Origin of the sequence: Klebsiella aerogenes, from assembly GCA_029027985.1 — a bacterium.
In the GTDB taxonomy this organism is placed as follows: domain Bacteria; phylum Pseudomonadota; class Gammaproteobacteria; order Enterobacterales; family Enterobacteriaceae; genus Klebsiella; species Klebsiella aerogenes_A.
Genome location: CP119076.1, coordinates 892,304 through 910,062 on the forward strand (window position 1 = coordinate 892,304; position 17,759 = coordinate 910,062).

General features: G+C 54.1%; 20 protein-coding genes. 8 read left to right on the forward strand and 12 right to left on the reverse strand.

The window, feature by feature from the left end; translation table 11 throughout:
* Positions 1-11: 11 nt before the first annotated feature.
* The 5 genes from PYR66_04335 to PYR66_04355 all read right to left on the reverse strand — a co-directional run bounded on the left by PYR66_04335 (position 12) and on the right by PYR66_04355 (position 4,148).
* On the reverse strand, positions 12-527 hold the full coding sequence (locus PYR66_04335) for a nuclear transport factor 2 family protein (protein ID WEF28966.1): 516 nt from the start codon (positions 525-527) through the stop codon (positions 12-14).
* Positions 528-530: 3 nt separating this feature from the next.
* On the reverse strand, positions 531-875 hold the full coding sequence (locus PYR66_04340; protein ID WEF28967.1) for an IacB protein: 345 nt from the start codon (positions 873-875) through the stop codon (positions 531-533).
* Positions 876-893: 18 nt separating this feature from the next.
* Positions 894-2,060: an acyl-CoA dehydrogenase family protein gene (locus PYR66_04345; protein WEF28968.1), complete on the reverse strand. Its 1,167-nt coding sequence runs from the start codon at positions 2,058-2,060 to the stop codon at positions 894-896.
* A gap of 101 nt (positions 2,061-2,161) precedes the next feature.
* A complete protein-coding gene (locus tag PYR66_04350) occupies positions 2,162-3,307 on the reverse strand; it encodes an amidase family protein (protein WEF28969.1) in 1,146 nt (381 codons plus the stop codon).
* 370 nt (positions 3,308-3,677) lie between these two features.
* The gene (locus PYR66_04355) at positions 3,678-4,148 is read right to left on the reverse strand and encodes a MarR family winged helix-turn-helix transcriptional regulator (GenBank protein WEF28970.1); all 471 of its coding nucleotides are present in this window, start codon (positions 4,146-4,148) and stop codon (positions 3,678-3,680) included.
* A 156-nt stretch (positions 4,149-4,304) separates the two neighbouring features.
* Here PYR66_04355 and PYR66_04360 point away from each other — a divergent pair, with 156 nt between their 5' ends.
* Positions 4,305-5,264, forward strand: a complete 960-nt coding sequence (locus PYR66_04360; protein ID WEF28971.1) for a nickel/cobalt transporter — start codon at positions 4,305-4,307, stop codon at positions 5,262-5,264.
* On the opposite strand, the gene PYR66_04365 is transcribed toward PYR66_04360, so the two are convergent.
* Positions 5,261-5,767, reverse strand: a complete 507-nt coding sequence (locus PYR66_04365; protein WEF28972.1) for a MarR family transcriptional regulator — start codon at positions 5,765-5,767, stop codon at positions 5,261-5,263. The two genes, PYR66_04360 and PYR66_04365, sit on opposite strands and share 4 nt — an antisense overlap.
* Positions 5,768-5,847: 80 nt before the next feature.
* On the opposite strand from PYR66_04365, the gene PYR66_04370 reads away from it, so the two are divergent.
* On the forward strand, positions 5,848-6,714 hold the full coding sequence (locus PYR66_04370; GenBank protein ID WEF28973.1) for an EamA family transporter: 867 nt from the start codon (positions 5,848-5,850) through the stop codon (positions 6,712-6,714).
* A 112-nt stretch (positions 6,715-6,826) separates the two neighbouring features.
* Here the strand turns inward: PYR66_04370 and PYR66_04375 are convergent, their stop codons facing one another.
* Positions 6,827-7,039, reverse strand: a complete 213-nt coding sequence (locus tag PYR66_04375) for a DUF1471 domain-containing protein (protein WEF28974.1) — start codon at positions 7,037-7,039, stop codon at positions 6,827-6,829.
* A 370-nt stretch (positions 7,040-7,409) separates the two neighbouring features.
* Here PYR66_04375 and PYR66_04380 point away from each other — a divergent pair, with 370 nt between their 5' ends.
* Together PYR66_04380 and PYR66_04385 are read left to right on the forward strand one after the other, a co-directional pair.
* On the forward strand, positions 7,410-7,727 hold the full coding sequence (locus PYR66_04380) for an antibiotic biosynthesis monooxygenase (GenBank protein ID WEF28975.1): 318 nt from the start codon (positions 7,410-7,412) through the stop codon (positions 7,725-7,727).
* Positions 7,728-7,748: 21 nt separating this feature from the next.
* Positions 7,749-8,450: a winged helix-turn-helix domain-containing protein gene (locus PYR66_04385; protein ID WEF28976.1), complete on the forward strand. Its 702-nt coding sequence runs from the start codon at positions 7,749-7,751 to the stop codon at positions 8,448-8,450.
* Positions 8,451-8,471: 21 nt separating this feature from the next.
* Here the strand turns inward: PYR66_04385 and PYR66_04390 are convergent, their stop codons facing one another.
* The 5 genes from PYR66_04390 to PYR66_04410 form a co-directional block, all read right to left on the reverse strand.
* Complete coding sequence (locus PYR66_04390) at positions 8,472-9,062, reverse strand: LuxR C-terminal-related transcriptional regulator (GenBank protein WEF28977.1); 591 nt, start codon at positions 9,060-9,062, stop codon at positions 8,472-8,474.
* The gene (locus tag PYR66_04395) at positions 9,062-9,766 is read right to left on the reverse strand and encodes a PilZ domain-containing protein (GenBank protein WEF28978.1); all 705 of its coding nucleotides are present in this window, start codon (positions 9,764-9,766) and stop codon (positions 9,062-9,064) included. Before PYR66_04395 ends, PYR66_04390 begins: the two co-directional genes overlap by 1 nt.
* Before the next feature lie 410 nt (positions 9,767-10,176).
* Positions 10,177-11,043: an aldo/keto reductase family oxidoreductase gene (locus PYR66_04400; protein ID WEF28979.1), complete on the reverse strand. Its 867-nt coding sequence runs from the start codon at positions 11,041-11,043 to the stop codon at positions 10,177-10,179.
* Positions 11,044-11,158: 115 nt separating this feature from the next.
* On the reverse strand, positions 11,159-12,388 hold the full coding sequence (locus PYR66_04405) for an amino acid permease (protein ID WEF28980.1): 1,230 nt from the start codon (positions 12,386-12,388) through the stop codon (positions 11,159-11,161).
* Between the two features lie 139 nt (positions 12,389-12,527).
* Complete coding sequence (locus PYR66_04410) at positions 12,528-12,989, reverse strand: multidrug/biocide efflux PACE transporter (protein WEF28981.1); 462 nt, start codon at positions 12,987-12,989, stop codon at positions 12,528-12,530.
* Between the two features lie 102 nt (positions 12,990-13,091).
* On the opposite strand from PYR66_04410, the gene PYR66_04415 reads away from it, so the two are divergent.
* The 4 genes from PYR66_04415 to PYR66_04430 all read left to right on the forward strand — a co-directional run bounded on the left by PYR66_04415 (position 13,092) and on the right by PYR66_04430 (position 17,754).
* The gene (locus tag PYR66_04415) at positions 13,092-13,961 is read left to right on the forward strand and encodes a LysR family transcriptional regulator (protein WEF28982.1); all 870 of its coding nucleotides are present in this window, start codon (positions 13,092-13,094) and stop codon (positions 13,959-13,961) included.
* 117 nt (positions 13,962-14,078) lie between these two features.
* The gene (locus tag PYR66_04420) at positions 14,079-15,257 is read left to right on the forward strand and encodes an acetyl-CoA C-acetyltransferase (protein WEF28983.1); all 1,179 of its coding nucleotides are present in this window, start codon (positions 14,079-14,081) and stop codon (positions 15,255-15,257) included.
* Between the two features lie 446 nt (positions 15,258-15,703).
* Complete coding sequence (gene kduD, locus PYR66_04425) at positions 15,704-16,465, forward strand: 2-dehydro-3-deoxy-D-gluconate 5-dehydrogenase KduD (GenBank protein ID WEF28984.1); 762 nt, start codon at positions 15,704-15,706, stop codon at positions 16,463-16,465.
* A gap of 287 nt (positions 16,466-16,752) precedes the next feature.
* Positions 16,753-17,754, forward strand: a complete 1,002-nt coding sequence (locus PYR66_04430) for an AraC family transcriptional regulator (GenBank protein ID WEF28985.1) — start codon at positions 16,753-16,755, stop codon at positions 17,752-17,754.
* Positions 17,755-17,759 lie beyond the last annotated feature (5 nt).

Below are 17,759 nucleotides of genomic sequence, written 5' to 3' on the forward strand. Positions count from 1 at the left end.
ACAACTCTCTTTTAATTACAATCAGGCACCGGCAAATCGGCGAGCGAATGCCAGTCATCTACCGGGCGGCTAAATAAATTCCGGGTAGTAAAATGATGAATTAACCATTGATCGTCTTGTTTTATAAATTTAATAATCAGCTCGGCGCTATTTAAATGTGAACCGCCACGGCGAAACGTCGAGGCTTGCAACATTTTCCAGCGGCCGATCGCTTGGTTATTTTCACCAACGTTAATATGCTCCGCCGTCAAATAATGAACGTTGATGGCGAAGTGCGATGGCTCGCTAATATAAGCGGCCATCATCGCGACGATAGCTTCTCTGCCCTCATGGCGCCCGAGCTTATGTTGATATAATTCGCCGATACCTTGCCAAATAGCCGCTTCGCTAAATAGCTCGCCAATTTGCCGGGCGGTATCCGGATGCGTTAAATCATCGCAGAGGTGCATGTACTGGCTAATGGCGTTGCGGATTTGCACGACGGCTTCCAGTTTTTCGAGGCGCTGCAGCAGCGTTTCTTCGCGCATACATCAGGCCTGAATAATCAGTTCGCGACCGGTGCGCGCTTCCACCTTGCAGTACTTCCACAGGCGGTCCGGCCCCGCGCCGACCTGAACGGTACGGAACAGGTTGCAGGCGGCGGTGACGGCGTCGAAATCGCGCGCGTCGGCCAGTACATAGGTGGTCCACGGCCAGGACGTCGAAGGGCCGACCATGACCCGGTCATCGTCCATATTGCCGAGTACGTGGATACCGTCGGTGTTGTCGATACCTTTCATCATCTCGCCGAAGGCGGCCCATACCTGTTTGCCGACGTCCGGCGTGGCATCGAAAAAGTTCTGATTAACACCTATGCAAAAGAGTACGCGGATCATAAATGGCTCCTTGTGTTGTTATAAATAGCCGGGCTGCGGCGGATGGCCGAAGAACATATTGCCGGCGTTGATGTAGGTCAGTTCGCCCATAAAGGCATGTTGGGTGATCACCATCGAGTCGCGGGCATAGCGCTGCAGCGGGCTGTGCATTGAAATGCCCGGCATCCCGGCGAGCTTCAGCGCACGGGTGGTGACTGAAGAAGAGACGCGGGTGACGTGGGTAGAAGAGAGGCGCAAGGCGTTAATCATCTCTTCATTCGGTTCGTCGCCGCGCAGAATCGCCTGCCAGACGTCGTCGATGGCGTCATAGAACCAGCAGCGCGCCGAACGCAGTTCCGCTTCGCAGTGAGCGATTTCCATCTGCGCGAACTGGCGATCCGCCAGACACGGCGCGCCGGTGACCGAACTTTGGCGCTCGGCGATGGCGTAGATTTCTGAGAGCGCGGCGCGGGCGATGCCCAGCGCAACCACCGACAGCACCTGAGTGGCCAGCGACAGCACCGGATAGCGGTATAACGCGCCTTCAAGGTTGAGCTCGCCGCCGCGAATAAAGCTCCACTCCTGCGGTACGAAGGCATTATTCAACACCACGTCATGGCTGCCGGTGCCGGACAAACCGACGGTATTCCACACCGGATCGATGGTGAACTCAGTGGCGGGGAGTACCGCAATACGCGGCAATGGACGGGCGGAACCGTCATCCGGAATGATGCCGACGCCGATGAGTTCAGCGCCGCTACAGCCGCTGGCAAAGCTCCAGCGCCCGCTGACGCGATAGCCGCCATCCTGCGTCGTCGCCTTTTGCGGTGGGAAGATACCGCCAGCGAAGACGATATCCGGGCCGTGACGGTACAGCTCATCCAGGGTTGCCAGCGGCAGGCCGCCAAGATAAAACGGATTCATGCCGAAACTGGCGACCCAGCCAGCGGAGCCGTCGGCAGTGGAGAGGGTTTCAACCAGCTGGCAAAATTCCGCCGGGGAGATTTCATCGCCGCCGTAACGTTTTGGCACCAGCGCGCGGTAGACGCCAATCTTTTTAAAGCGTGAAATAATATCCTGCGAGATATATTTCTGTTGCTCGAATTCCTCACTGCGCGTTTTTATATCCGCGAGTAATTCAGAAAATTCCGATGTCGTGGCGTGCGGCGTCTTTTCCGCACGCGGGGTAGCAGACGGGTTTAACATGCGATTTAGCCTCTTCCAGTTAAAGAAAGTTTTTTATTATTGTAGTTTTGATTTTCTGATATTCCCTTTGCTTGGCCGATTCGCCCGCAAAGGGTTATTTATTATTTTAATTTTTCTAGCAAATATTCCGTGAAGTTAAGTAAATCAAATTCTTTATTTTTTCCGGCGATCAATTGCAGGGCCACCGGGCGACGCTCAATTTCACCAAGCGGCAGGCTCAGCGCCGGGTGGCCGCTTAAATTAAACGGGCGAACCAGACGGGTGAGATTCACTACGTTGAGCGGATTGGCCGCTTCCTCGAGCGACGGCGGACAATCCGGCAGCGTCGGTAACAGAATCAACGGCGTCTTCGCCAGTTGTGTATCCACCGCGGCGCTAAATGCCTGACGCACGTTTTCCGCCGCCTGCCGCTGCTGCGGACTGATTTCCGCGCCAGCGCGGATCCGTTGTGCGACGTCCGGAGCCAGATTTGGCGCGTCGATGATAGGGTGGAACGCCTGCCAGTTCTCCTGGCTTATGACCGTGAGCCCGGCCTGATGCGCCTCATGGAATCCGGGTAGTTCGGCGGATGTCCACGACAGCCCCGCATGCTGCAGACGCGCGACGATGAGTTGTTCAATGGCGGGCGTTGCCGTGCCGGCCAGATAGCTTATCGCGGGCGCTGCGCCGCCTGACGTCGATGCGGTTTCGCCCAGCGCTTTCGCCAGCGCCTGACGCAGAGTGGTGATATCGCGGGCAAACAAGCCGACGCAGTCGAGTGAACTCTGCGCTGGCATGACCCCGGCGCGACTGAGGCGGCCAAAGCTCGGCTTCAGGCCAATAATGCCGCAGCAGGCGGCAGGCATCCGTACCGAGCCGCCGGTGTCGGTGCCCACGGCGAAGTCGACTTCACCGGCGGCGACCACGGCGGCAGAACCGCTGGACGAGCCGCCGGGGATCAGCGACGGATAATGCGGGTTCAGCGGCGTACCGCTCCATGGGTTGATGCCGGTGACGCCAAATGCCAGCTCATGCAGGGTGGTTTTGCCGCGAAGCTGGCAGCCGTGATCGAGTAGCGCCTGGACCACGGCGGCATGGTCGGCGGCTGGCGGCGTATCTTGCAGCACCGGGCTGCCGGCGCGGGTCGGGAAACCGGCGATATCGAGGCTGTCTTTGACCGCAAACGTCAGCCCGTCTTTGCCGAGGCTGAAGCGCGAGATAAACCCGGATTGCGCGTTTTCTGTCTCTGTTCGATGTTCAGTCGTCATGATTCACATATCCGTTTAGTGGTGACACTTGCCGCCTGCCTGCAACTCTATTTAGGGTATAAATGACTAAAAAACGACCCGCTGGCGTCTGAGGTAATCTTGTCATTAAAACTTGAAAATTCAAGTAATCTGTTGGCGGGTTTTTACGGTGGAAATAGCGATAAGATCGTTTTATAAAACAAAGATAATTTTTAATTTATTGATTTTATTTAATAAAATTTAATGGATAAATTTTAATCTCTTGAGGGCCGTCACAAAAACAAATGCAAAATATAAGTTAAAAAAATGATAAAAAAGTGTGCGAAAAACGAAGGGTAGGGTAAAAAAAAAGAATAACCATTTGCGATAAATGGTTATTATTGTGAAGGGATTAATCGTCGAAATTATGCAGAATTAGAGCCAGCACCTGATTCATTTTCTTTTCCTGCGCTGGGGTGATGCCCTTAAATGCTTTGGCGAAGATGATTTCCGCTAACGCCCGGGCTTCCGCAACCTTGGCCTCGCCGGCGGCCGTGAGTTCCGCTTCGGTTACCCGGCCATCGCTGGCGCTGACGTGAGTGGTCAGCAGGCCGTCATCGCGCAGGCGGCCAACGATTTTGGTCACGGTCGGCATCTTGCTAACGGCATATTCGGTAATGCGCGAGATGCTGGCGCGATGGTACTGATGAACCAGCATCAGCACGCGGAAACGGGAAAGATCGATATCGATTTTTTTGAGCTCTATTTCCATTAACTGGGTGTAGCGGGCGTAAACGTTAACCACCCAGAAGAAGGGAAACTCTTCTTTATGGAAGCGGCTTTCATGGCTCTCTGGCGGGGTCGAAGAGTGAGTCTTATCCACAAGCATCTCCTTGCCTGACGACGGTAGAATGCGCAGATGGTATGCGTATTTGGCGGTTATTGCAAAACGCAATACAGTTGTAATAAGACCCCGCGATGCTGAGACGGCGAACCTGATGACGGCACAACGCGAGGCTTTTTTAAAGGTGATGACATCATGATAACCATTCGTCATTTAACGCATGATAAACGCCTGCTGCTGGCAGGTGTGCTGGGGATTGCGCTTTTGTGGGCGGGTATGACGCTGCATGCTCACTGGGGGGCATTTATCCAGTGGTGCCTGGCGACGCAAATTACCCTGCATCGCTACCTGGTCATGTACCTGTTACAGCTCAACAACCACCAGTACAGCGGTGGTATCTGGCTGTTAGTCGGCGCGTTTCTCTATGGCGTGCTGCACGCCATCGGGCCAGGACACGGCAAATTTATCGTGACGACCTATCTCAGCACCAATCAGGAAAGCCAGGCGGCGGCGCGGGTGGTGCCATTTCTTGGCAGCCTGATGCAGGGGGTGAGCGCGATACTCTTCGTCTTTATCCTTGCGGTAGGGCTGAACCTGGCTTCCGGCGATCTCAGCGCCAGCCGCTGGTATGTGGAGAAAATCAGCGCCCTGATGATTGGCGTGTTCGGCGGGTTCGTTATCTATCAGGCGCTGAAAAGTATGTGGCCACGAAAAATGAGCATCAGCGCGTTGACGCCTCTGCATGAACATGATGAACAGTGCGGCTGCGGCCACCATGGCGTCGGGCGCGAGCTACCCGGCGCAGACTGGAAAACCCGCCTCGGCGTGGTGCTGGCGATCGGCGCTCGGCCGTGCAGCGGCGCGATCATGATCCTGATGTTCGCTAACGCGCTGGGTATTGTCAGCTGGGGCATCGCGGCGGTGATGACCATGGCGCTTGGTACTGCGCTCTCGATCCTCGGGCTGTCGCTGGCGGTGCGCTACGCGCGCAGCCGGGTGGTCAGCCTGTTTGCCGCCGATGGCCGCCAGCTTTACTGGCTGGTGCCGATGATTAAAATAATGGGCGGCGTGTTGCTCATTTTGTTCGCCGCGGTATTGTTTCTGACCGTGATCCCGATTAGCGCCAATGGCGATTTTATTGCCGCTGGCTGCTAGTCATTCTCCAGCAGGCGCATAAATACCCGCAGCGCCTCGTCTAACTGCTGGCGCTGCGTGTCCGATAGCCCTGCCAGCAGCTGATGCTCATTTGCGACGTGGGTTTCCACTGCCCCATCGATCAGGCGTCGTCCCTCCGGCGTCAGCGCCACCAGCATGCTGCGCGCATCCTGCGGATTAGACAGCCGCGTAATCAAGCCGCGTTTTTCCAGCGCCTTGAGGCGATGGGTCATGGTGCCGGATGTAATCATCAGGGTGGAAAAAAGCTGCGTTGGCGATAACACAAAGGGCTCGCCGGTGCGGCGCAGCGTCGCCAGCATGTCAAATTCCCAGCGCACCAAAGAATGTTTAACAAATGCCGCCTCCACGCGCGGTTCCAGCAGCATGGCGCAGCGTTTCAGGCGGCCAATCGGCCCCATCGGGCGGCAGTCCAGATCGGGGCGTTCGCGCTGCCATTGGGAGAGGATGCGGTCAACGGCATCCGCCTGCGGTGATTTGTCCATTTGTGCCTACTTGTCTTGATATCAAGATATTTATCGATACATACTTGCAACATAATTTACCTTGATATGAAGATAAAATCATGGCCTTTTTCACTCGTAATCTGGCGGTGGATCTCCTGCTTACCGCCCTGGCTCCTGCTATCTGGGGGACGACCTATATCGTGACTTCGCAGTTTCTGCCGCCGGATCGTCCCTTTATTGCGGCGTTGTTGCGAGTATTGCCCGCTGGGATAGCGTTGCTACTGTGGAGCCGCCGCGTTCCGCTGCGCGGCGAGTGGTGGAAGCTGGTTATTACCGGCATTTTGAATATTGGCGCGTTTCAGGCGCTGTTGTTTATCGCGGCCTACCGTTTACCTGGCGGTCTGGCGGCGGTGATCGGCGCCATCCAGCCGCTGTTGGTGATGCTGTTGGCCTGGAGCGTTGACCGCCAACGCTCGCCGTGGCTGGCGGTGGTCTCCGCCTGCGCTGGGATTATCGGCATGGCGATGCTGCTGCTCTCGCCGCAGACGGTGCTCGACCCGTTAGGTATCGGGGCCGCATTCCTCGGTGCGATCAGCATGGCACTGGGGACCTGGCTGTCGCGGCGCTGGGCGCTTTCTTTGCCGGTTGTGGCGATGACCGGGTGGCAACTGTTAATTGGCGGGATTGTGCTGTTGCCCATCGCGCTGCTGGTGGACCCGCCGCTGCGCCAGGTCACGATGCCGCAGGCCGCTGGCTATGTGTGGCTATGCGTTGCCGGAGCGATGTTGGCCTATGGCTTATGGTTTCGCGGAATCAGCCGTTTGTCGCCGGTGTCGGTGTCGGCGATGAGCCTGTTAAGCCCGGTGACGGCGGTGCTGCTGGGATGGGTATTTCTCGGGCAGAGCATAAAAGGAATGGCGCTGGTGGGGCTTATCGTGGTGCTGGCGAGCGTGCTATCGATTCAACGGGCGCTGGCGAAGCGCTGACGTTAAAAAGCCCCATTAAAGGGGCTCGACATTGCCGTGTATATAACGTGGCGGGAGCCAGACCAGCCGTCCTGAGACGACCTGTCCGGCAGCTCCCTCTGCGACCATTCGGTTATTTAGACAGTTCCGCCGTCATATGTACCTGATTACCGGTATAGGCTTCGGTAATGTGGTAAGAGGCACCCTGTTCTTTAGCGATTGCAGCGATTTTTGCTTCTGCACTGTCCAGGGTATCGGAGGTTACGCTCACCGGGTGAGCCGCAAAGCTAGCGAAAGAAACCAGAGACAGCATACCGGCAGCAGCAAGTAATTTTACGTTTTTCATGGTGTTTATCCTTTTAACTTTTATGGTGGAAAGCGTTGTGCTTTCGATGGGACTTATAATAAGTCTGCTAACTATAACGCGCGTTGCAAAAAGTGCGATTTAGATCACATTTTTATGACGGATTGATGACCATGAATTGACGATTTATTTAAAAATAACAATAAAAACATTGTGTTGTTTGTGTGTGGTGAAAGTGCTGAATTACCGTACACCGGCTTTTTTCCCTCGCTGATATTTCTTTTGATATTGATTGCATGAATGAATTGGCTGCTTTTTGTTCACCACGTCGGCGATACTTCGTCCACTGGCGAAGCATTCACGGCGACCTTCACGCTACAGTGCGGCTTTATCCCTTCTGGAGGAATAGAGGATGATTGCGGTACTCTTTGAAGCACAGGTTACGGCGGCGCAGCAGGAACGATACTTAACCCTGGCGGCGCAGTTGAAGCCGCTGCTTGAGACCATCGATGGCTTTATCGCCATCGAGCGTTTTCAAAGTCTGAGCACGCCCGGGAAGATTCTGTCGCTGTCGTGGTGGCGGGATGAGCAGGCGGTGGCGGCCTGGAAGCGTAATGTTTGCCATCAGGCGGCGCAGCGGGAAGGGCGGGAGTCTATCTTTGCCGATTATCAGATCCGCGTTGCGCAGGTGCTGCGTGAATATCAGATGCCGAGCCCGCGCTCAGCATAGTGAACTTTATCCGGAGGCGCCATGTTGCAACCGACTGTTGTGATTAATGATGATGAAGCGCTGGCCGTGGCGATGGCGGCGGTTGCCGCGGCGATGGCCGACCCTTCACGGGTGAAAATGCTCTGCGCATTAATGGATGGCCGGGCGTGGACCGCGACTGAGCTTTCCGGCGCCGCAGATATTTCGCCGTCAACCGCCAGCGCCCATCTTAGCCGACTGGTCAGCAGCCGCTTGCTGGTCTGCCTGGCGCAGGGGCGGCATCGCTACTATCGTCTGGCGGGAGGCGATGTCGCCGGATTACTGGAAAACATGATGGCGATGGCAGGTAAAAGCGCCGTGCCGCTGGCCACGCGCACGCCGGGAACGTTGCGGATGGCGCGTACCTGTTACGATCACCTGGCCGGCGAGGTGGCGGTGGCTATCTATGATTTCCTGCAGCAGGAAGCATGGCTGACTGCCGACGGCGCGGCGTTGAGCGCTGCGGGGGAGGCTAACTTTTCCCGTTTAGGGATCTCGCTCGATGCGGGGACCCGCCGCAAAGCGTGCTGCGTCTGCCTCGACTGGAGCGAGCGCCGCTCTCATCTTGGCGGAGCCGCGGGCGCCGCTCTGCTACAGTGGGGCGTGAAAAAAGGCTGGTTCACGCTGACGCCTGGCTATCGGGAGGTGACGATTAGCGACGCCGGTAAGCGAGCGCTGCGTCAGCACTTTCGTTTGTCGCTGTAGGCGCGGCAACGGCACGCGCGCTCAGCATTGATTCATATTGACGATTTGCTTGTGCATCACCTGCGAGCTATTCATGCCCAGCTTTTTCATAATATGAATGCGATGGCTGTGCACCGTCTTATGGTCGATATTGAGCAGCGACGCAATTCGCTTGTTGTTATTGCAGGCGATAATAAGTTCCAGCACCTGGAGTTCCCGGGCGGTTAGCTTTCGCTGCGTACGCAAATACTGGAACTCCGGGTTTTCTTCCTGCGTTCTGGTAATTGCTGAGAATGCGTCTAAAGAAGACTTTTCCGTCAGGATGAGTAGGTTTTCCAGACCGATTAATTCCCGGCACAAACTCGCGATATCGCTTTTCACCATCAATACCAACAACGTACAGCGCGAGAAATGAAAGCGCAGCTTGTTGAGTAATACTACCGTATCGGCGGCAGATATATCCTTGTGGATCATATTGAAGATCACCGTCTCAGCCAGGGGCGCAACGCCCCCTTGCACGATGTCTTGATAACTGGCCTGAGTGATATCCTGGTGAATATTGCTCAGATAATCATGAATAGATTGGCCAATGATATTGTCGTCGGTGTACAGCAAGATATTGTTCAAGGGCATCAAACTCTCTTCTTCCGCTTTGCTTCCAGAATCAAATCGATCAGCGTTTTTTCTATTTTTTTCCTGTCGTCGCTGCGGCGGAACTTAAACTGGCAGGAAATCTGGTAGTAGTTTTCCTGACTCTTCTCTTCGCTATCCAGCGTGACCATCGCCACGTTCTTGATAACCAGATCAACGGTGATTTCGCCATATTCAGCCAGAGACAGAATGGCGTTTTTCAGCGTTGAGTTGTGGGCAAGGAATTTTAGATTCGGGCTTTGGGCAATCAGCGCGCAGCCACCGTCAGAAATATCCTTGATATCAAAAGCATAGTTCTCGCCATTTTTATGACGGCCATGACAAAAGAAATCATTCTCATCGCGTAAACGAAAGCGCGGATCGCGTCGTCTTTGTACCACCTGGAGGCATTCCGGCAACGCAAACGCCACCTTATTGCTATTCTCCGCGTCGGCAGCGGAATTCTTCTGCCGCTGGGTGGTGAACTCGATCTTTCCTGAATCGCTATGCAAAATAAATTTGAATTTATTCCCCACCGGGATTTTTCTATCGCAGTGGATATGGAATTCAGCAAAATCGACACGCGCAATCTGAGTACTGATGCTTTTGTTATTAAAGAAAATTTCTATCTCTGTTTGCTTTCTTTGTTCCTCTCTAAAAATAGCAATGATTTCATACTTACTGGTTTTTATCGTTCCCTCTGGCATGGGTAATCCTTGTTGAATCGTTACTGTGCATAGTTAATTTTTTTTACAGCAATAGCGACATTCTGATTATGTTAACCAGATGTTTTTGTGAGCGTTCGATGATATTGGCTATCTTTGTCGCCAAATTGATTTGTATAAACGTCGAAGTCGATATTGTTTTTTCCTGTAATCAAGAGTGTTAACAAAAACCATGGAACAATACAAACGACAGCAGCCTCCCAATTAGGAGGCCTAAGAAATAACGTAACTCAATGCAATTTATAAGGTTATTGTTCTGAAAAAGGAGCAGCAAAACCCCGATTTGTCGGATATATCATGCCAGCAGAGTTAGCTTAATTCCAGCTTAACCGGCTTAATATTAAGGGGATAGCCCTTTACGACAAACGCCGTAAAGGGGGGAGTTGACGTCATCAACGGGTGATGTTATCCAACGTCGCCAGCGCTTCTACTGGTAGCGATAACGTTGCGGCGGCGAGGTTTTCTCGTAAATGTGCCAGCGACGAGGTGCCGGGGATCAGCAAAATATTTGGCGAACGCTGCAACAGCCACGCCAGCGCCACCTGCATCGGCGTGGCGCTGAGCCCAGCGGCAACATCATTAAGCTCCTGCGCCTGCAGCGGCGTAAAGCCGCCCAGCGGGAAGAACGGGACGTAGGCGATGTTCTGCTGCGCCAGCTCGTCAATCAGCGCATCGTCGTCGCGGTTGGCAATGTTGTACTGGTTTTGCACGCAGGCGATGGGCGTCAGCTTCTGCGCATCAGCAACCTGTTTCGCGGTGACATTGCTCAGGCCAATGTGGCGAATCAACCCACGCGCTTGTAGTTCCAGCAAGGTCGTTAGCGGCTGTTCCAGAGAGCCTTCTACCGGACCGTGGGTTCCAAGCATACTGCGCAGGTTGACCACTTCCAGAACGTCCAGACCGAGATTTCGCAGATTATCTTCTACCGCCTGGGTGAGTTCCGCTGGCGACATCGCGGGTAGCCAGTTGCCTTGCTCATCGCGGCGAGCGCTGACTTTGGTCACAATGCACAGATCCGCGCTATAGGGATGCAGCGCCTTGCGAATCAGTTGGTTGGTAATGTGCGGGCCGTAGAAGTCAGAGGTATCGATATGATTCACACCGGCGGCGACGGCCTCCTGCAGCACGCGGACGGCGGCGTCAGGGTCTTTTGGCGGGCCGAAGACGCCGGGGCCGGCGAGCTGCATGGCGCCGTATCCTAGTCGATAAACCTGACGGTCGCCTAAAGCGCCGAGCCCGGATAATTTTACGCTGGACATAGAGATTCCCTCCGATGATATGCAGAGAATAAGTGTAATCCTGTCAGCGCAGTTTAACGGTGAGAATATTGGCAGAATGTGCGGCGACGGTGAATGCTGTCGCCGCGGGAGCGGTTTAGCTGAAGAACATCACCGAGACGCACAGCAGGCCGACGATCAGAGTAATCAGGTTACCCAGCGAACGGTAAGGCTTGAGCGCTGGAATAATGTAAGTCGACAGCGTCGGCATGATGAACAGAATCATTGCGATGAGCGGGCCGCTAATGGCGTAAATCATCGAGATGGCGTTCGGATTGATAAAGCAGACGATGAAGGTCAGCGCGGAGACCAGCATGATTGACATCGCGCGGTTAAAGGCGCGGCTTTTGCGGATGCCAAGCTGGCCGAGCGACGTTTTCATGATTTCACTGGCGCCTTCGATCACGCCGAAATAGGTACCGAGGAACGATTTCGACATCGCGACGACCGCCACGATAATCCCGGTGACCGCTAGCCAGCCCGGCGCGCCCGGCGCCATGGATAGCGCGGAGAGAATGGTCACCCCTTCATCACGCGCGGCTTCAATGTAGGGCAGCGGAATCGACAGCAGACAACTGAAAACAAAAAACAGCACGCTGGCGCAGATGATGGTGTAGGCCACCTTCATGATTTTTTTGCATTTACCCATGGCCTGCTCGCCGTATTTCTCCTGCTGATCGATAGCGAAGGTCGAAATAATCGGCGTATGGCTAAAAGCGAAAACCATCACGGGAATTGAGATCCAGATTTGGTGCCAGGTCTTTGAGGTCAGCGCCATCTGGCTGGTGAGATGCTCCGGCTGCCAACTGCCGATCAGGTAGATGGAGAGGAACAGGAAGCAACCAATCAGCGGGAAGACCAGGAATCCCATCACTTTGATGGTGATATGACGACCCATCAGGAAGATCAGGTTCAGCACCAGCACCACTGCGAGGCTCAACAACGCGCGTACGCCGGGCGTCATCGCCATGTGCCTGGCCAGTTGTTCAGCCAGCGAGTTGGTGATCGCCACGGCGTAGATCAGGATGACAACAAAGAAGGCGAGGAAGTACAGGCCTGTTATCAGGTTGCCGACTTTTTTGCCGTAGTAGTGATTAACCGCGCCGGTGATCCCTTCGCCAGAGGCGACTTTGGCGGACAAAATGAACTGACACAAGGCTTTATGCGGCCAGTAGGTGAGCGGCCAGGCGACCAGCGCGGTAAGGAACAGCACGATGGCGCCGGCCGAACCGAGTTGGATCGGGAGAAAGAGGGTGCCGGCGCCTACGGCAGTGCCATATAGAGCAAAACTCCAAAGAGTTTCTTCTTTAGACCAAATTTTAGACATTATGCGAATTTATCAACCGTAAAACCCAAAAAAAGGAGTGCAATTTACCACATTTATGAATTGTCTGCGGCGATAGTTTTTGGTGATAAATAAACAGGCGGATCGCCAATGGGTTAGGCGATCCGTACGATCGATAGCGTTAGCTATTAGGCAGGCTCTGCGGCTGGCGCTCCTTCAATACGCGCACGCGCAGCGTATCCCACGCCCAGTTAAAGAACATGGTGTAGGGCAGGAAGAACAGCATAAAACCGATTTCCAGCATAAATGCCTGGACCAGCGATACGCCAAGCACCAGCGCAACGACGGTAACGCCGATGATGATAAATCCGCACTCAAAGCCGATGGCGTGCAGCGCACGGACTCGTAATGTACGAGCCAGCCGCGAAACCGGCCACAGACGATCGAAGACGGCGTTATAGATCAGGTTCCAGATCATCGCCATGGTGGCGAGCAGAATGCTCAAGCCGCCCATTTCGACCACCGAGCGCTGCATCAGCCAGGCCGCGGTCGGAGCAAGAATCAGCGTGGCAAGGCCTTCAAAGCTCACCGCGTGCAGTACACGTTCCAGCAGCGTCTTATGCTGCACGTTATGGGTTTTCATTTTGAGATACCTCTCGATAGTGCTGTCATACAGATTTACCCGGCATTTTATGGATAAATGTGATAAACAAAAGATAGATTCCATCGATAAAGTAGATAGGTTATGCGTTATTCACCCGAAGCCCTTACCGCCTTTGTTGAAGCGGCCGCTAGCGGCTCGTTCTCTGCCGCCGCGCGGCGGATGCGTAAAAGCCAGTCCACCATCAGCACCGCTATTTCGAATCTTGAGACCGACCTGGGAGTGACGCTGTTCGATCGTTCTACCCGTCAGCCGACGCTGACTGCGCAGGGGGAGCAGGTGTTGGGTTATGTGAAAGCGATTCTTGCCGCCAGCTCGCGACTGGATGAACTGGCTCGCTCGTTATCCGGTAATACCGAACCACGGCTGACTTTTGTCCTGTCTGATACCCTGCACCCGGATGTGCTGGAAGATTTGCTGGAGCAGTTCGATCGTCGATTCCCGCATACCGAGTTCGAATGCCTGATTGGCGAAGACGAAGATGTGGTGGATCTGCTGCAAAAAGAGCGCGCGCAGGTCGGGCTGATTGAAGCCAGGGACAGCTATCCGATGGAAATCGGCAGCATGCGGTTGCCGCTACAAACCTCAATGGGAATTTACGTGGCGCCGAGCCACCCGCTGGCGGCGCAGGGCCGGGTGTTCTGGGATGATTTACATGGCTGGCGTGAACTGCGGCTCAGCACCTATCTCGAAAGCGCGCCGGATCCGTCGCGTGGCCAGGTCTGGTCTGCGCCCAACTATTTGCTGTTGCTGAGTATGGCGGTGCAGGGTTTTGGCTGGTGCATTTTGCCCTGCGCGCTGGTGGAGGAATTCTCCGGTATCGGCCAACTGATGGCGCTGGATATTGCCGGTTGGCCGCGGTCGATCTCGGTGGATCTGTTGTGGAATAAGCGTGCTCCCCTGGGAGAAGCCGGTAGCTGGTTGCGCCAGCATCTGGAAGGTCAGGGGCGATAATCACGTCAGCCAATCTTTGTGAACCGCCTCACTTTTTTTAAACAATTGCGAAATTTTTTGATAACAATTCTCTACTATAACAGCTCTATTGATGGTTCTTTGCGCAGAAGGTAAAGGATGAAAGATGTCGTGATTGTCGGCGCGTTGCGTACGCCAATCGGCTGTTTTCAGGGTACGCTGGCGCGTCACTCGGCAGTGGAATTGGGCAGCGTGGTCGTGAAAGCGTTGGTCGAACGGAGTGGAATCGATCCGCAGAGCATTGATGAAGTGATCCTCGGCCAGGTGTTAACCGCGGGTACCGGGCAGAATCCGGCGCGCCAGTCGGCGATCCGCGGCGGGCTGCCGAACACGGTGTCGGCCATTACCATTAATGACGTCTGCGGCTCTGGCCTCAAGGCGTTGCATCTGGCGACCCAGGCGATTCAATGTGGTGAAGCCGACGTGGTTATCGCCGGCGGTCAGGAAAATATGAGCCGCGCGCCGCACGTGTTGACCGATAGCCGAACTGGCGCACAGCTGGGCAACAGTCAACTGATCGACAGTCTGGTTCACGATGGCTTGTGGGATGCCTTCAACGATTACCATATGGGCGTCACGGCGGAGAACCTGGCGCGGGAATATGGCATCAGCCGTGAAGTGCAGGATGCGTGGGCGCTTAGCTCGCAGCATAAAGCCCGGCGGGCGATTGACTCCGGGCGTTTTCGCGATGAAATCGTCCCGGTGGCGACAGAATATAATGGCAGCGAACGGCTGGTGGATACCGATGAGCAGCCGCGGATGGATGCCAGCGCCGAAGGGCTTGCCAGTCTGAAACCAACGTTCGACCACTTGGGTTCAGTGACCGCAGGTAATGCGTCGAGCATCAACGACGGCGCGGCGGCGGTGATGATGATGAGCGAATCCAGGGCTCAGGAGTTGGGGCTGCCGATTTTGGCGCGCATTCGCGCTTTTGCCAGCGTTGGCGTCGATCCCGCGCTGATGGGTATTGCGCCGGTACATGCGACGCGACGCTGCCTGGAGCGTGCGGGCTGGCGGTTGGATGAGGTCGATTTGATCGAAGCCAATGAAGCCTTTGCTGCTCAGGCGATTTCCGTAGGCCGGGTACTGGAGTGGGATGAGCGCCGGGTCAACGTTAACGGTGGGGCGATCGCCCTGGGCCACCCGATCGGTGCCTCCGGTTGCCGTATTCTGGTTTCGCTGGTGCATGAGATGATTAAGCGCGATGCGCGTAAAGGGCTTGCGACGCTGTGTATTGGCGGCGGCCAGGGCGTCGCGTTGGCGGTGGAGCGCGCGTAGCGCATCCCTGTCGCTGCTGGCATATTTTCCCGGCCCGCGTCCCGCTGGCCGGACTGTGGTTCTACAAAACCAATCCGCCGCTGACATACCGATTTTCCCCCTCTTTGTTTTTATGCCTGAATCCCTTCTTCTGTGGTTATTTTTCAAAGATTTATTAACCTTCTGTATTTATAGGTTTTTTGTTTGTTGACGCTCCCCTCTGATGTGATCTGTTTTGCATTTTTGTCATTCTCAATCATAAAAAATGAAACGTTGTTTTAATTGTCGTTGAAAATGATTTTTCTCAGGTCTAAGATGTCTCCATTAGCAAAACGGAACTCTGTTTTATTTTCCTGATGGGCGAGCCCCGCAGAGTTCTTCTTATCCTCAGAACCTGCCCCCCGTTGCGGGCCGGACTCATAGAACCTTGCCTGTCGTGAGCAGGCTCTGAAAGAAAGGAACCTGATATGATTCTTGATGCATTTTCTCTCCAGGGTAAAGTCGCGGTGGTGACTGGCTGCGATACCGGTTTAGGCCAGGGCATGGCGGTAGGGCTGGCGGAAGCGGGCTGCGATATCGTCGGCATTAATATCGTTGAGCCGAGCGAAACCATCGAACGCGTTACTGCGCTGGGGCGTCGTTTTCTGAGCCTGACTGCCGATCTGCGCCAGATCGACGGCATCCCGCAACTCCTTGAGCGCGCGGTGGCTGAATTTGGCCATATTGATATCCTGGTCAATAACGCGGGTCTGATCCGTCGTCAGGATGCGATCGAATTCAGCGAGAAAGATTGGGACGATGTGATGAACCTGAACATCAAAAGCGTCTTCTTTATGGCCCAGGCGGCGGCGAAGCACTTTATCGCTCAGGGGAATGGCGGCAAAATTATCAACATCGCTTCGATGCTCTCTTTCCAGGGGGGGATCCGCGTGCCGTCCTACACCGCCTCGAAAAGCGGCGTGATGGGCGTGACTCGCCTGCTGGCCAACGAGTGGGCCAAACACAACATCAACGTCAACGCCATCGCGCCGGGCTACATGGCGACCAATAACACCCAGCAGCTGCGCGCCGATGAGCAGCGCAGCGCGGAAATTCTTGACCGTATTCCGGCGGGGCGTTGGGGACTGCCGAGCGATTTAATGGGGCCGGTGGTATTCCTCGCTTCCAGCGCGTCCGATTACATCAACGGTTATACCGTGGCGGTAGACGGTGGTTGGCTGGCACGCTAATTCGCGAATGAATGTAATGCAACGCAACCCGCCTGTCGGCGGGTTTTTTTATAACCTATTGATTTTCGTATTACCCATCATGCATTTAATATCCATATAATAACCCTTGTTTTTAATTCATAAAATTGCCTGCAAGGTAAGAAATTAGATCTGCATTAGAATAATAAAAGATATCTGCTGGGCAAACTTGTTCAGCTGTGGGCTCGGTGCTAGCTTCATCAGGCTTTTCTTTAAAAATAATAATTATAGATCTCTAACCACCTTCGATTAATTTTGAGGAGTGAGCAATGCATATGATACCTGCACCTCATAAGGTCTATCGAAATTACAGCCTTGACAGGAATGGCGCGCATTCATGGATGGAAGAGATATGTGGCCACCATTGTTTGAATATTCCTGGCAAAGAAGCGCTTAAGTTCAGGTATGAAGGCCACCGACTTAATTTGCTGTCGATCGCTGTAATTGGCTATGGTACCGATGCCTCAATTGGTATTGAAGGCCACCAGGCGCTACGCTGTTTTAGCCTCAGCTTACCCGTTGAGGGAGAACAGTTATTATACAAAGACGGTCATGAAATCCTTTCTGATAGTCAGCGGGGTGTCATCGTTAACCCTTATGAAAATCAGACGCTCAATATTGAAGGCCGATGTCGCAAACTTCAGATATCGATACCTACCGATCTTGTCACAGGTGCGCTGGAAAGCTTGCTTGGCCGGCAGATTGATGCACCTTTAGCATTTGAACCCGGAATGATGCTCGCCGACAGGAAGATACAGTCCTGGTGGAACCTTACACAGAATCTGCTGAATGATATGGAAACCGCTGGATCGCTTTTTGATTTGGGGATCATCCAGCGTGACTATGAGAATATATTAATCAAAGCATTGTTGATGGCACAACGGCATAATTACTCTCAGGAATTGAGCAACGTACTGGCACAATCTCCACCACACTATGTTCTCCTGGCCCGCAAATTTATCGAGAGCCATGCACAGCAGGATATATGTCTGGCTGATATCGTTATGGCTTCTGGAGTACATAAGCTTAAGCTCTTTGAAGGTTTTAATCGATATTTTAACACCACTCCTGTTGCTTATCTTCGTCAGTACAGAATGATGCGAATACGTGAAGATATTATCAATGATGGCAGCCGGAAAAATATTTCTGAAATCGCGATGTGCTGGGGAATGACTCACCTGAGCCGATTCTCCGGGGAATATAAAGTGCTGTTTGGTGAAAGCCCCAGAAAAACGGCAGAGCGATTCCGGAGCAAAAAGTCACTCTCCTGATAATC

Coding starts and splice junctions, on each gene's coding strand:
- PYR66_04370 (WEF28973.1), top strand. CDS start 5,848: ATGGCCTTTTTCACTCGTAATCTGGCGGTGGATCTCCTGCTTACCGCC.
- PYR66_04340 (WEF28967.1), bottom strand. CDS start 875: ATGATCCGCGTACTCTTTTGCATAGGTGTTAATCAGAACTTTTTCGAT.
- PYR66_04345 (WEF28968.1), bottom strand. CDS start 2,060: ATGTTAAACCCGTCTGCTACCCCGCGTGCGGAAAAGACGCCGCACGCC.
- PYR66_04360 (WEF28971.1), top strand. CDS start 4,305: ATGATAACCATTCGTCATTTAACGCATGATAAACGCCTGCTGCTGGCA.
- PYR66_04385 (WEF28976.1), top strand. CDS start 7,749: ATGTTGCAACCGACTGTTGTGATTAATGATGATGAAGCGCTGGCCGTG.
- PYR66_04395 (WEF28978.1), bottom strand. CDS start 9,766: ATGCCAGAGGGAACGATAAAAACCAGTAAGTATGAAATCATTGCTATT.
- PYR66_04415 (WEF28982.1), top strand. CDS start 13,092: ATGCGTTATTCACCCGAAGCCCTTACCGCCTTTGTTGAAGCGGCCGCT.
- PYR66_04405 (WEF28980.1), bottom strand. CDS start 12,388: ATGTCTAAAATTTGGTCTAAAGAAGAAACTCTTTGGAGTTTTGCTCTA.
- PYR66_04410 (WEF28981.1), bottom strand. CDS start 12,989: ATGAAAACCCATAACGTGCAGCATAAGACGCTGCTGGAACGTGTACTG.
- PYR66_04380 (WEF28975.1), top strand. CDS start 7,410: ATGATTGCGGTACTCTTTGAAGCACAGGTTACGGCGGCGCAGCAGGAA.
- kduD (WEF28984.1), top strand. CDS start 15,704: ATGATTCTTGATGCATTTTCTCTCCAGGGTAAAGTCGCGGTGGTGACT.
- PYR66_04400 (WEF28979.1), bottom strand. CDS start 11,043: ATGTCCAGCGTAAAATTATCCGGGCTCGGCGCTTTAGGCGACCGTCAG.
- PYR66_04365 (WEF28972.1), bottom strand. CDS start 5,767: ATGGACAAATCACCGCAGGCGGATGCCGTTGACCGCATCCTCTCCCAA.
- PYR66_04430 (WEF28985.1), top strand. CDS start 16,753: ATGCATATGATACCTGCACCTCATAAGGTCTATCGAAATTACAGCCTT.
- PYR66_04390 (WEF28977.1), bottom strand. CDS start 9,062: ATGCCCTTGAACAATATCTTGCTGTACACCGACGACAATATCATTGGC.
- PYR66_04420 (WEF28983.1), top strand. CDS start 14,079: ATGAAAGATGTCGTGATTGTCGGCGCGTTGCGTACGCCAATCGGCTGT.
- PYR66_04350 (WEF28969.1), bottom strand. CDS start 3,307: ATGACGACTGAACATCGAACAGAGACAGAAAACGCGCAATCCGGGTTT.
- PYR66_04375 (WEF28974.1), bottom strand. CDS start 7,039: ATGAAAAACGTAAAATTACTTGCTGCTGCCGGTATGCTGTCTCTGGTT.
- PYR66_04335 (WEF28966.1), bottom strand. CDS start 527: ATGCGCGAAGAAACGCTGCTGCAGCGCCTCGAAAAACTGGAAGCCGTC.